General features: G+C 33.2%; 14 protein-coding genes. 7 read left to right on the top strand and 7 right to left on the bottom strand.

The genetic code is table 11. From position 1 onward, the window contains the following. Positions 1–93 precede the first annotated feature (93 nt). Complete coding sequence (locus Q0857_RS08355; RefSeq protein ID WP_298533748.1) at positions 94–1,275, top strand: hypothetical protein; 1,182 nt, start codon at positions 94–96, stop codon at positions 1,273–1,275. Between the two features lie 35 nt (positions 1,276–1,310). Here Q0857_RS08355 and Q0857_RS08350 read toward each other — a convergent pair whose 3' ends face one another. After that, a complete protein-coding gene (locus tag Q0857_RS08350) occupies positions 1,311–1,715 on the bottom strand; it encodes a gamma-glutamylcyclotransferase (protein WP_298533745.1) in 405 nt (134 codons plus the stop codon). Between the two features lie 12 nt (positions 1,716–1,727). Further along, the gene (gene ytxJ / locus Q0857_RS08345) at positions 1,728–2,117 is read right to left on the bottom strand and encodes a bacillithiol system redox-active protein YtxJ (RefSeq protein ID WP_298533742.1); all 390 of its coding nucleotides are present in this window, start codon (positions 2,115–2,117) and stop codon (positions 1,728–1,730) included. Between the two features lie 220 nt (positions 2,118–2,337). On the opposite strand from ytxJ, the gene clpB reads away from it, so the two are divergent. The 6 genes from clpB to deoD all read left to right on the top strand — a co-directional run bounded on the left by clpB (position 2,338) and on the right by deoD (position 8,704). Continuing rightward, positions 2,338–4,944 (top strand): ATP-dependent chaperone ClpB, encoded by a 2,607-nt coding sequence (gene clpB, locus Q0857_RS08340; protein WP_298533739.1) that lies wholly within the window; start codon positions 2,338–2,340, stop codon positions 4,942–4,944. Positions 4,945–5,100: 156 nt separating this feature from the next. Further along, entirely contained in the window at positions 5,101–5,697 is a 597-nt protein-coding gene (locus Q0857_RS08335) for a TetR/AcrR family transcriptional regulator (protein ID WP_298533735.1), read from the top strand. A 47-nt stretch (positions 5,698–5,744) separates the two neighbouring features. Further along, positions 5,745–6,236, top strand: coding sequence for a thioesterase family protein (locus Q0857_RS08330; protein ID WP_298533733.1), 492 nt, complete (start codon positions 5,745–5,747; stop codon positions 6,234–6,236). 212 nt (positions 6,237–6,448) lie between these two features. Next, a complete protein-coding gene (gene deoC, locus Q0857_RS08325; RefSeq protein WP_298533731.1) occupies positions 6,449–7,192 on the top strand; it encodes a deoxyribose-phosphate aldolase in 744 nt (247 codons plus the stop codon). Positions 7,193–7,331: 139 nt separating this feature from the next. After that, positions 7,332–7,997 carry a deoxyribose-phosphate aldolase gene (gene deoC, locus Q0857_RS08320; protein WP_298533729.1) on the top strand — a complete coding sequence of 222 codons (666 nt, stop codon included), beginning with the start codon at positions 7,332–7,334 and terminating at the stop codon, positions 7,995–7,997. 8 nt (positions 7,998–8,005) lie between these two features. Further along, positions 8,006–8,704, top strand: a complete 699-nt coding sequence (gene deoD / locus Q0857_RS08315) for a purine-nucleoside phosphorylase (RefSeq protein WP_298533726.1) — start codon at positions 8,006–8,008, stop codon at positions 8,702–8,704. On the opposite strand, the gene Q0857_RS08310 is transcribed toward deoD, so the two are convergent. Genes Q0857_RS08310 through Q0857_RS08290 form a run of 5 tightly spaced genes read right to left on the bottom strand, consistent with a single transcriptional unit; the run spans position 8,701 to position 13,373 of the window. Next, complete coding sequence (locus tag Q0857_RS08310) at positions 8,701–9,546, bottom strand: biotin-dependent carboxyltransferase family protein (protein WP_298533724.1); 846 nt, start codon at positions 9,544–9,546, stop codon at positions 8,701–8,703. The two genes, deoD and Q0857_RS08310, sit on opposite strands and share 4 nt — an antisense overlap. Further along, the gene (pxpB, locus tag Q0857_RS08305; protein ID WP_298533722.1) at positions 9,543–10,274 is read right to left on the bottom strand and encodes a 5-oxoprolinase subunit PxpB; all 732 of its coding nucleotides are present in this window, start codon (positions 10,272–10,274) and stop codon (positions 9,543–9,545) included. Before pxpB ends, Q0857_RS08310 begins: the two co-directional genes overlap by 4 nt. Position 10,275: 1 nt before the next feature. Then, on the bottom strand, positions 10,276–11,013 hold the full coding sequence (pxpA, locus tag Q0857_RS08300; protein ID WP_298533719.1) for a 5-oxoprolinase subunit PxpA: 738 nt from the start codon (positions 11,011–11,013) through the stop codon (positions 10,276–10,278). 1 nt (position 11,014) lies between these two features. Then, complete coding sequence (locus Q0857_RS08295; protein ID WP_298533715.1) at positions 11,015–12,247, bottom strand: Nramp family divalent metal transporter; 1,233 nt, start codon at positions 12,245–12,247, stop codon at positions 11,015–11,017. Next, the gene (locus Q0857_RS08290; protein WP_298533713.1) at positions 12,240–13,373 is read right to left on the bottom strand and encodes a DUF2891 domain-containing protein; all 1,134 of its coding nucleotides are present in this window, start codon (positions 13,371–13,373) and stop codon (positions 12,240–12,242) included. The genes Q0857_RS08295 and Q0857_RS08290 overlap by 8 nt, the downstream gene beginning before the upstream one ends. Positions 13,374–13,445: the final 72 nt, after the last annotated feature.

The raw sequence follows: 13,445 nt of genomic DNA, 5'->3' as shown, positions 1-13,445 counted from the left end.
CATTTCGTCGTATTTATTAGCGTTTTATCTGTAGTATTCGTATTTTGGCATCACTATTGAAAGGGTTACCCCAATAACCAAAACTTTTGACCTATGAAGAAATTACTACTCCTAACAGCTATAACTGTAATTGTATTTGCATGTAGCACCCGTAAGCAAGTTGAAAAAGCTGTAAATATCGGTAATTATGACCAAGCTATTAATACAGCCCTAAGAAAGTTGCGAACAAATAAAAACAAAAAACGTAATTACGATTATGTAATTATGCTTCAAGATGCTTATTATAAAGTGGTTGAACGAGACCTTGGCAGTATTGCGCATCTTAACAAAGACGACAACCCTGAAGCTTTTGTAAGTGTATATGAACTATATAAGGGCTTAGATGCTAGACAGGAAGCCATAAAACCCATTTTACCTTTATATGTAAATGGAAAAAAGGTTCCGTTTAAGCTTAACAACTATAGCGACCATATTCTTAAATCAAGAGACAAAGCATCTGATTATTTGTTCGAAAAAGGTTTGGCGCTTTTAGAGAATGAAGATAAAACAAGTATCCGTGAAGCGTATAATACCCTAGAGTATTTGCAGGATATTAATCCTAATTATGAAAATACTAATGAATTATTAAATGAAGCCCATCAACGAGGTATGGATTATATTTTAGTTTCTATTAACAATGAAACAGAACAGGTAATTCCGAAACGTTTAGAAGACGATTTACTTAGCGTAGACACATATGGTCTAAATAAGTTTTGGAGTACCTATCATGTCAACAAAATCTCTAATCTAAATTATGATTATACTTTAGAGTTAAATTTAAAGCAAATCAATATTTCTCCTGAACAAATTAAAGAACGTGAATTTGTAAGAGAGAAAGAAATAGTTGATGGCTGGCAGTATGTTTTAGATGATGCAGGAAATGTAGCTAAAGATACTTTAGGTAACGATATTAAAGTCGACAAACTTGTTAATATTCAATGTAGATATTTTGAAACAATTCAAACCAAATCATCACAAGTGATAGGTGATGTTGTTTTTAAAGATTTACGATCTAATCAAATTCTTAACAAATTTCCTATTGACAGTCAATTCGTTTTTGAATACATCTACGCCACCTCAAGAGGAGATAAACGTGCGTTACTTCAAAATGATATTGGTTATCTAGAAAACCGAAGAGTCCCATTTCCGAATAATGAACAAATGGTATATGATACAGGAGAAGACCTTAAACTCCAATTAAAGAGCATTATAAACTCTTATAGTTTTAACAGATAAATAAAAAGCCTTCTAGTTGTAGAAGGCTTTTTTTTCTATGTATTTTTCAGAAAATTACCAGAAGGAATTTGTTTCAAACCATCTACTGAATGATTATATAAATACACCCAAGCTTTGATAACAGTAAGACTATTTTCGACGCTAATGGTAATCTGTTCTCTTTTAAATAAATTCGGTTTTGGTGAGTTTTCACGAACACCCTCATACTCATCTAATACTTCAAAAAGACTATTAATAGCTGATAACTTATAAAGTTTGCCATAAACTTTATCCAAACTACTATCACTAATTATAGCTCCAGGAAACCATGAAACCCTATATAGTTTCCCCTGAAAATATCCTCTAGCTTCATACGAGGCATAAGCAGATAAACACTTTGACATCTCATGTTCAGTATCTTCCAATAAGGTACCGTATACAAAGAGGTAATCAGAATTCAAGCTTGTCAAAATTTAAATAAATAAATTTAAGTCAATCTCATTTATACCACCATGAGAACCATGTGCCACGACAACCCCGTTTTTTAAAACTATAAGTTGCGGAGACTCATGCATTACTTGAAATGCATATCCTACTTCATTTGACACCTCTCGGTAATTCAACAAATCCAAATAATATAAATCCAAATCATTTTCAGTCAAGTCATAGGCATCCACAAATTGATTCATAACCATTGTACTAATACCACAACGCGTTGAATGCTTAAAAATAACTTGAGTTTTCGTTTTCGATTTTTCTTTAATGGTATCTAGTTGCTCTAAATTAATTAAAGTAATCCAAGGTAATACCTTTTCTTCTTTTGGTTCTGTAGAACCTCCAAATAGTTTATTTATTAATCCCATTTATATTTTTTTTAATTATAAGTAAAAAGTATTTAATAGTAACGCTAAGTAGGTCGAAAGAAATTACAATGCTTACATTACGACAAAAAGTCATAAAAAATAAGTTGATTACAGACATTTTGTCTGCTAAAATATCTTGGTAAGATTATTGACTTAAATCACTTGTATTCTTAAAATAATAAAGATTTTTCGCTTAGGCGGAATTAAAACAAAATATAATATGAACCTAAATAATTATACAATAAAATCACAGGAAGCCATACAGCAAGCGCAGCAGCTGGCTCAAGGCTTCGGACATCAACAAATAGAAAACGAACACCTTTTTAAAGGCATTTTTGAAGTTGATGAAAACGTTCTACCCTTTATTCTTAAAAAGTTAAATGTTAACGTTTCTATTTTAGAACAAGCTTTAGACAAGCAGATTGAAAGCTTCTCTAAAGTTTCAGGATCGGAACTCATGCTTTCTCGCGAAGTTGGAAAAAGTTTGAACGAAGCATCTATCGTTGCTAAAAAAATGAAAGACGATTATGTTTCTATTGAACATTTAATTTTAGCTGTTTTTAAATCGAACAGCAAAATCGCCCAGATGCTAAAAGATCAAGGTGTGACTGAAAAAGGATTGAAAGCGGCAATTGAAGAATTACGCAAAGGAGAACATGTAACTTCACAAAGTCAAGAAGATACGTATAACTCCTTAAATAAATACGCAAAAAATTTAAATCAGCTCGCAAAAGATGGTAAGCTTGACCCCGTTATTGGTCGCGATGAAGAAATTCGTAGAATTCTTCAAATCTTATCCCGTAGAACAAAAAATAACCCAATATTGGTTGGTGAACCTGGAACAGGTAAAACCGCTATTGCCGAGGGTTTAGCTCATAGAATTATAGATGGTGACATACCTGAAAACCTTAAAGACAAACAAATTTTTGCCTTGGACATGGGAGCTTTAATTGCAGGTGCTAAATATAAAGGTGAATTTGAAGAACGGTTAAAAGCTGTTATTAAAGAAGTAACGACCAGCGATGGAGACATTGTCTTGTTTATTGATGAAATACACACCCTTGTTGGCGCTGGTGGCGGTCAAGGCGCTATGGATGCTGCAAACATTCTTAAACCAGCATTGGCAAGAGGGGAACTACGTGCTATTGGGGCAACTACGCTTGATGAATATCAAAAATATTTTGAAAAAGACAAAGCTTTAGAGCGTCGTTTTCAAAAAGTAATGGTGGATGAACCCGATACAGAAAGTGCCATTTCAATATTAAGAGGTATAAAAGAAAAGTATGAAACGCATCACAAAGTACGTATTAAAGACGAAGCTATTATTGGTGCAGTAGAGCTTTCTACAAGGTATATTACAAATCGCTTTTTACCAGATAAGGCTATTGATTTAATGGACGAGGCGGCGTCAAAATTACGCATGGAAATAAACTCTAAGCCAGAAGAACTAGATGTTCTAGATAGAAAAATCATGCAGTTAGAAATTGAAATTGAAGCGATTAAGCGTGAAAAAGATGAAACAAAGTTAAAATCACTTCGGGCAGATTTGGCCAACATCAAAGAATCTAGAAATGAAATTAATGCCAAATGGAAAAGCGAGAAAGAAGTAGTTGATAATATTCAAAATACTAAGCAAGATATTGAATCCTACAAACTAGAAGCGGAAAAGGCGGAGCGCGAAGGTGATTATGGTAAAGTGGCAGAATTGCGTTATGGTAAAATTAAAGAAGCTCAGGAGCGATTAGAAGGGTTTCAAAAGAAACTACAAGAACAATCTGAGAACTCTTTAATAAAAGAAGAAGTTACCTATGATGATATCGCCGAAATTGTTGCTAAATGGACCGGAATACCTGTTACCAAAATGATACAAAGTGAGCGCGAAAAACTTTTAAAATTGGAACATGAGTTACATAAGCGCGTAGTTGGTCAAGAAGAGGCTATTGAAGCTGTTAGTGATGCGGTAAGACGAAGTCGTGCTGGTCTTCAAAATCCACAAAAACCTATAGGAACATTTCTTTTCTTAGGAACAACAGGGGTGGGTAAAACAGAGCTAGCAAAGGCTTTAGCGGAATATTTATTTGATGATGAAAACGCTATGACTAGAATAGACATGAGCGAATATCAAGAACGACATGCTGTTAGCCGATTGGTTGGAGCGCCTCCAGGTTATGTAGGTTATGATGAAGGTGGACAATTAACAGAAGCCGTAAGACGTAAGCCCTACTCTGTTGTATTACTAGATGAAATAGAAAAAGCACACCCCGATACTTTTAATATTTTATTACAAGTATTGGACGAAGGACATTTAACAGACAACAAAGGACGTGTAGCGGATTTTAAAAACACAATCATTATTATGACTTCCAATATGGGGAGTAACATCATACAGGAGCGTTTTGAAGCTACAAAAGATATAGATTCGGCTATTGAAGCGGCTAAGATAGACGTTTTAGGTTTGCTTAAACAAACCGTTAGACCAGAGTTCTTGAATCGAATTGATGATACCGTAATGTTCACTCCACTAAGTAAGGAGAACATAACTGATATTGTTGGTCTTCAATTAAAAAGTGTAACAAAAATGATAGCTCAGCAAGGTATAACTTTTGATGCTACTCAGGAGGCTGTTTCTTATTTAGCAGATAAAGGGTACAACCCAGAATATGGAGCAAGACCTGTAAAACGTGTTATCCAAAAAGAAGTACTAAATGCGCTAAGCAAAGAAATTTTAGCAGGCAAGGTCACAACTGATAGTATCATTTTACTAGATGCCTTTGATGACAAATTAGTTTTTAGAAACCAAGGTGATCTGGTTGCTGAAGAATATTAAATAAAATAATGATTATTTGTAACAAAAAGCTTTACAAATAGTCTATTAGTTGGTTGGTTAGTTGAAAAGCAACATGATTCTTTTTTAAGATGGTTGTTGCTTTTTTTAATATATAAAAATATACCGTATGGTATATTTTTATATATTTGTTTTACTATGACGACAAAAGCTGAATTAACATCGCAATATATCATAGAGGTTTCTGCGCCTATATTTAATAAAAATGGATATGCAGCTACCAGCATAAAGGATATAACAGATGCTACAGGCTTAACTAAAGGTTCCATTTATGGAAATTTTAAAAACAAGGAAGAATTAGCGTATGCCTCATTCAAATTTATGGTAAAGTCGTTAATGAAACCTTTATCTATTCATCTTAAAAAAAATGAATCTCCCATTCAAAAATTGTACTTAATAACTGATTTTTATAGAAATTACTATCCTTTTAGCAAGCAACTTGGCGGTTGTCCGGTACTTAATATTGGAGTGGATTCAAATCACAGTAATTCGCAGTTGCTCAATAAGGTTAAAGAAACCATACAAAGCATTCAGGACAAATTATGTAGTATCATTGAGATGGGGATCGAACGCGAAGAAATCACTACTGAGATTAATGCCATGCAATATGCCAAACGCTTTGACACTATGATTCAAGGTGCAATTTTTATGACATATACATTAGATGACGATTTTTATATGCAAGATACGATGGACCATATAGATGATATAATTACAAACAAACTTAAATTCTAATATTTTTTTACTTAACAATATACCGATTGGTATATAAATCTAAAATCATGAGTCAACTTCCTAAAATTCTTAAAAGTAAAGCCAAAGTACGTTTTCAAGATTGCGATCCATTTAACCATCTTAATAATAGCGCTTACTTAAACTATTTCATGAATCATCGTGAAGATGTTCTAATTGAAAACTATAATCTAAATATTTACAAAAAAGCAAAACAAGAAGGAAAAAGTTGGGTATCCAGTAGCAATCAAATTGCATATTTAAAGCCTGCCTTTTTATCGGAAACTGTGATTATAGAGTCGGAATTAATAGATTTTAACACAAGCGAATTAAAAGTAGAAATGAGGATGTTTAATAAAGACAAAAGCCACTTAAAAAGTGTTATTTGGTGTCAATTCGTTCATTTCAATCTATTAAAGCAAAAGCGAGAGCATCATGCAAAAGATTTAATGGAATTATTCCAATCTGTTGTAAACACTCAGGAAACTGATACATTTGAAGAACGCCTGAATAGGCTAAGGCTGTTTACTTTAGAAAAATAAATTGAAACAACATACTATTTTTTAAAATATTTGGTTATCGTATAATATTATATACAGTTAATCTAAAATAGCCGTTTTAATATCTTTTTTTGAATTTAAATCGATAAATTAGCTTAAACGTGGTCCCCAAACTACGCATCAAACTTAAAAATTAATCATGGTACAATTAATCAGAAAGATTAAAAAATACTTTTAAAAACCTACATTCATCAATGAACATTTGTAAACAAATAGATTACACTTTATTAGAATCAAATGCTACACAACGCGATATTATGGGGCTTTGCGAACAAGCACAAGAAAATAATTATCATAGTGTTTGTGTAAACAGCTGCTATGTTACTTTAGCTAAGCAAATGTTACCTGAGTCCAATATAAAAATATCTACAGTTATTGGGTTTCCATTGGGTGCAACCACGACTAAAGCAAAAGTTTTTGAGGCAAGACAAGCTATTTTAGATGGTGCTGATGAAATTGGTATGGTTATAAATATTGGTTATTTAAAAAGTAAAAATTATGTTTCTATTTTAAAGGACATTACTGATGTTAAATTAGCTATTGGAAGTAAAACTTTAAAAGTTATTATTGAAATTTCAGAATTAAACAAAAATGAAATTATTAAAGCTTCTGAAATATGCCTAGATGGAGGAGCCAATTATATAGAAACTTCAACTGGTTTTTCTAAAAGTGGTGCCACTCTTACCGCAGTGAAAATTATAAAAAAAACCATTAAAGACAGAGCCAAAATAAAGGCAACAGGTGAAATTTTTGATTTTCAGACTGCTATTAAATATCTGGAGGTTGGAGCCGATAGAATAGGTGCTTTTACCATTATTAATCCATTTAATAATACGCGTCAAATAAGAAATAGCAAAATCTACAAGCAATTCTTAGAAAAGTCTCAAAAAGAAAATACTACAGAAGAAGACAAAACCACACACAGAACAGCTTTTTAAATCCATTGTAAAGATTTATTAAAACACTAAAGCTTTATCTTTTTGAAATAGTATAAATAGATAATTGTTAATATCTTTGAAAAAGCCGATTTATTTGATCATACGGCTTTTTATTGATTCATTATCAAAGATTAAAAACATGAGTCCATTTAGCCACTTTATAGACCATACACTTTTAAAGGCAACAGCAACAAAAAGCGATATTATTCAATTATGTGAAGAGGCAAAAACATATAAATTCTTCTCTGTTTGTGTAAATAGTAGTTATGTGGCTTTGGCCAAAGAACAACTTATAGATAATGATATTAAAATCTGCTCTGTTATTGGGTTTCCATTAGGTGCCATGAGTACTGATGCTAAAGTAATGGAAGCTAGAAGTGCATTAAAAAATGGTGCTGATGAGATCGATATGGTTATCAATATTGGTTTACTCAAAAGTAAAGATTTTGATACTGTTTGGAAAGATATTGAAGCTGTAAAAAGCGTCATGCCAAACAACATCTTAAAGGTTATACTAGAAACCTGCTATTTAGATGAAATTGAAATTATAAAAGCGAGCGAGCTTGCTGTACAGAGTGGTGCAGATTTTATAAAAACATCCACTGGGTTTGGAACAAGAGGCGCCAGCATAAACGATATCAAACTAATGAAAAGCGTTTGTAAAGGCTGTGTTAAAATAAAAGCTTCAGGTGGTATACGAGACGCCAAAACCGCATTAGAATATATTAACTTAGGGGTTGATCGCCTAGGAACATCTTCAGGTATAGCCATAGTTACAGGAAAAGAATCAACATCTAATTATTAGCTTAGATTATGAGTGTGCACATTGAAGCAGAAAAAGAAGACATTGCAGAAACTATTTTACTTCCTGGTGACCCGCTGCGCGCAAAATGGATTGCTGAAACTTATTTAAAAGATGCTTTTTGCTTTAATAAAGTAAGAAATATGTTTGGATACACAGGTTTTTATAACGGAAAACGTGTTTCTGTTATGGGAACGGGAATGGGCATACCATCTATTTCTATTTATGCACACGAGCTTATAGTTGATTATGGCGTTAAAAACCTCATACGTGTTGGAAGTGCTGGTTCCTATCAAAAAGATATAAAATTAAGAGATGTAATATTTGCAATGGCCGCTTCATCAAATTCCGGGTTAAACGAACTCCGTTTTAATGGTGCAGATTATGCACCAACAGCAAGCTTTGAATTGTTTCAAAAAGCCTTGGATGTTGCTAAAGTAAAACAAATCTCCATTAAAGCGGGTAACGTATTTACATCTGATGAATTTTATGCGGATGATTTTGAATCGTACAAAAAATGGTCCAAATTTGGAGTGCTTTGCGTTGAAATGGAGTCTGCCGGTCTGTATACTATAGCTGCTAAGCACCGTGTAAACGCCCTTTCAATCTTAACTATTTCTGACTCTTTAGTTACGGGAGAACGAACATCAACTAAAGAACGAGAAACGACATTTAAAGATATGGTTGAAATTGCTTTAGAGTTAGCCTAGGTTATTTTAAAGGCTATAGTTTGCCCCCTGTATTTCTGAGCTAAACAATTTATTGCCGATTCTTTTAGTTGTAATATTCTAGGGTACCCACCAGTGGTTTGACAATCTCGCATTAATACAATTAATTTCCCCGAAGGTGTGAGTTGAACAGTTCCAGGCAATACAGGTGAAGTAATTACAGCTCTTAAATCATTTTCCATAGCCTCATTCAATTGATAGGCCATTCTGTTATTAATATTTGAAATACTGAAATTAGAATTAAACAACCTTTTCTGCTGCGCCATTGAAAGCAAATCAAATTCAGCTCCTTTATATACCTCAATTTCATTAATTGTTAAATAATCCAAGTTCACTTTCAGCAAGGCGTTTTTATTCGTTGATATCCCTTCAAAGGTTTTAACTCTCAAACAATCCCCTTTTATTAATTGATTCTTCAATGTAACACCTTTGTAGAAGCTTCTACTATTCATAGAAATTTCCGTCCTAAAACCTCCTAGAACAGCTATATACGCTCTAAAACCTCTTAATAATCTTCCAAAAGCTAATACATCTTTTGGTTTTACTTGTAAAACCTTATTATTTGAGATTGGAATACCATTCAACTTTGGACACATATCTGCACCCGAAATACATATTAAAGTTTCACATTTAAACTCTAATGAAACACCCATCATGGTCATTTCTATAACAGCATCGTTTTTATGATTACCGAGTAATGCATTGGCTACCGTTGCCGCTTGCCTATCCATAACACCAGAATAAGGGACACCAAATTCTTGATATCCAAACCTACCTAAATCTTGAATGGTTGAAAACAATCCTGGCTTTAAAACTTTAATCATACCACCTGCTCGCTTTCTAAATTATAAACCCCAGACTTTACTAAAGCCTTTATTGTAACATATTCTTTTAACGAAACAGAAACAAATTGAATACGATCTCCTGCCTTTGCAAAACAAGGCTTTTCCTTTTGATGGTTAAAAAAGTCAATTGGTGAATTTCCAATAATATTCCAACCTCCGGGACTTTCATTTGGATAAACTCCCGTTTGATTTCCTCCTATGGCTACTGCTCCCTTTTCAATTTGCCTGCGTGGTATTTCCTTTCTTGGAGTAAACAAACGTTCATTAAGGCCCCCTAGATATAAGAACCCAGGCAAAAACCCAATAAAATAAACCGTGTAAATGGCTTCAGAATGCAACCTAATGACATCATCTTTTGATAAATTTTTAGATTGAGTAATTTCTTCTATATCCAAGCTAAAATCAGCATGGTAACATACGGGTATTTTCCATAGTTTAGACTGACTGGGAACAGCATTACTCATGGAATTATAAATTTCTTCTAATTCCTTAATAGCATGTATTTCATCAAAAATATAATCCGTGTATAAAACCAGTATCGACTGATATGCTGAACGCGCTTCAATGATGCGATAACCTAATGCATTTTCAATTTTTTTCTTCAAATTCAGAACATCTGAAAGAATAGTTTCGCTAATCTCGAAAGGCCACTCAATTAAAATAGCTTTTTCATTAAAGCGCTTGTATGTAGGCTTAAATTTTGACAAATTAAGATACTTTTATTCCTTTATCTTTTAATTTGCTTGATAAATTAGAAATCAATTCAATAGCCTTGGGGTTATCGCCATGAACACAAATAGTTTCTGTTAAAATAGGTTTCATATTTCCAGATATCGTTTTTACCGTATTAGAAGACAACATCTGGTAAACATGATTAAACATTTCATTATGATCGTAAATAACTGCGTTGTTTTCTGTTCTAGAAACTAAGGTCAAATCATCATTGTAATTTCTATCCGCAAAAGCTTCATACATGATGGGGACATTATTTTCAATAGCTAATTTAGCAATAACGGAATTATAAGGAACATATAATTTGGCTCGAAGCATCATGCCTTTCATAACTTCAACAATGACGTTTGCTATTTTTTCATCTACTGTTGCCAAATTGTATAATGCGCCATGTGGCTTTACATGATGAAGTTGCATATGAGTTTCCTCTAAAACCTTTACTAAAGTTTTTATCTGATTCTTAATAGACGTATACAAAGCCACACAAGACATTTCAATAGACTTTCTACCAAAACTCTCTTTATCAGGAAAAGATGGATGCGCTCCTATTTTCACACTATGATTTTTAGCAAGTTCTACCACGGCTTTCATGGTCTTATAATCACCAGCATGCCCTCCACAAGCAATATTACAAGATGAGATAAATGGCATAAGCTGAACTTCATTACCGATTCCCTCCCCTACATCTGCATTAAGATCAATATAAGATTTCATATTACAGTATATTCAAGTCAAATACCTTATTTAAGGTCGCTAATGAGAGTAAGATACTTAATAATAAAATAGTACCACCAAAAACATTTTGCTTAATGTTATTTTTATACGAACCTAAGATTGAAGATTTATTCATGACCCAAATTAAAAACCCAGCGATAACAGGTAATAGAATACCATTGGTTATTTGAGCAAATTTGATGATTTCAATGGACTTTATTCCTAATGTTGAAAACAAAACTCCAATTACAAGAACAAAGCTCCAAACAAATCTAAATCTAATGGACTTCATATTGGTATCCCACCCTAGGCAACCCGTTGCAACATAAGCCGCTGCTAATGGAGCTGTAATAGCACTTGTAATGCCTGCAGCACACATACCTAAGCCAAGAAAATACTTAGCAAAACTTCCAAAAAGAGGTTCTAAACCTTTTGCTAAATCAGCTACATTATTTACATCAGCATTTCCAATTGAAGTAGCCGAAATAATAATACACATGGAAACCAAGCCACCTAATGCTACCGAAATAATGGTGTCTTTACGAGCATACATCAAGTCCGTTCTTTTATGCCACTTTTCTTTAACCAACGAAGCATGCAAAAACAAGTTATACGGTACAACTGTGGTACCTATTAAAGCAATAACTGTTAACAAACTATCTTGTGAAAGCCTAGGAATAAAGGTGCCATTTATAATACCAGAAATACTAGGCTTAGTCATAATCGCTGTAATCAAAAAGGCCAAACTCATTAATATCACTAAAAAAACCAAAACTTTTTCAAGTACTTTATAATTTCCTAGGTACAATAATATAAAAGCAAAGCCTCCTATTAGCACACTCCATAAATTGAGTGAAAATCCAAAAACATCTATGCTTTCGTTTCCCAATATAGTTTCTAAGCCTAAAACTCCTCCACTTATATTTCCGGCCTCATATGCCGCATTTCCAATTACAATAGCCGACAGAATTAAGATAATCGCAAAAACTTTCATAACAGGGTTACGAAGTTCCTCTCGAATAATTTCAGACAAACCTTTTTGAGATATAATCCCTAATCGAGCTGCCATTTCTTGAAGTCCAATCGTTGCTATAATAGACAGTAACATAGCCCACAATAGCGCATACCCAAATCCAACACCAGCAAGTGTGCACACCGTTACAGTACCAGGCCCAATAAAGGCGGCAGCCACAAGAGGTCCGGGCCCCATATTTTTAAACCATTTTTTAATCATTCCCCTTAGACTTAAGTGCATAAATAGCAAAACTACCTAACCAATGACCTCCCATATAATCATCACCAAAAATACTAGGTAAGGAATAATTAATATGCTGATTTTCTAAAGCTCTAAGATGTGCATATTCAGGTAAACCTTCAGCTATTTTATTCAGACTCCAAGCGCGAGAAAAATTAACTCCATCCAAGTGTACTAAATAGCCATCAGTTCTATCAGATACCACTCCAACTTCAATTGAGAAATTTTTATCTTTTAATTGCGGCAGAAATTCATGCAACCAAATCTTATACTCATGAATTGGCAATAATCGTTTCATCAAAGCAGCTTCTTCCAAACATGGTGATAAAAAATCACTACCACTAGGCTCCCAATTTAAAGGACAATCTCTGTCATTTTTATAAAAATAAAATGAGCGTTCATTAATAGCTTCTTTTAAATCTTCATTATTTAAGGTTTCAGCATAATCGTATGCAAATGAAAGTCCAAATGCCGTATTTGCATGGGTACCAACACGTTGTGGGTAATTTAATTTTGGTAAAAATTCTATATACTTTTGAACCAGTAAATTGGTAAGCGGTTGCAAGTTTCTTTCCAGTTGTCGCCCCGTTTCGTCATCCCAAGTATGGATTTCTTCTGCTAATTTAAGTAGCCATGCCCAGCCATAGGTCCGTTCGTAAGACTTATTGTATTTTTTTTCGAAATAAGCGACTTCTGCTTCTATGTTTTCTTTTGATATATTATTTAGTAAATTTTGTTTAATAATTTCAGCATTCTCAATATGCGGAAACAATTTTAACAAACTTACCAAACTCCAATGTCCATGTACTGATGAATGCCAATCAAAACAACCATAAAACGCAGGATGTAATTCTGTAGGAGATTTTAAATCATCATCACCACCTAAGGTTTGAGATAATTTATTAGGGTATTCTATATTAATACAATGTAGTGGTAAACCAGCTAATTCTTTAGCTTCCTCAATACCCAATTTAGGTGTTTCTTGACTAATTTCAGAATTAATTTTAACGTCCAGGCTTGAATCATGATTGTCTCCTCCATTTTTCTTTGAGTCAGTGCAATTAAAGCATATCGAGGCTAAGGCAATTATTAAATAGTGTTTCATAATTTTAAACTAAATACTTGCTAAATGTAGTTTACCTTAAAAGAATTCCCAAATAATTATAAATTAACACCA

This window comes from uncultured Algibacter sp., assembly GCF_947495925.1.
Classification (GTDB): domain Bacteria; phylum Bacteroidota; class Bacteroidia; order Flavobacteriales; family Flavobacteriaceae; genus Algibacter_E.
The sequence above is the reverse complement of the archived record's forward strand: the minus strand, read 5'-3'. Positions and strand labels throughout refer to the sequence as shown.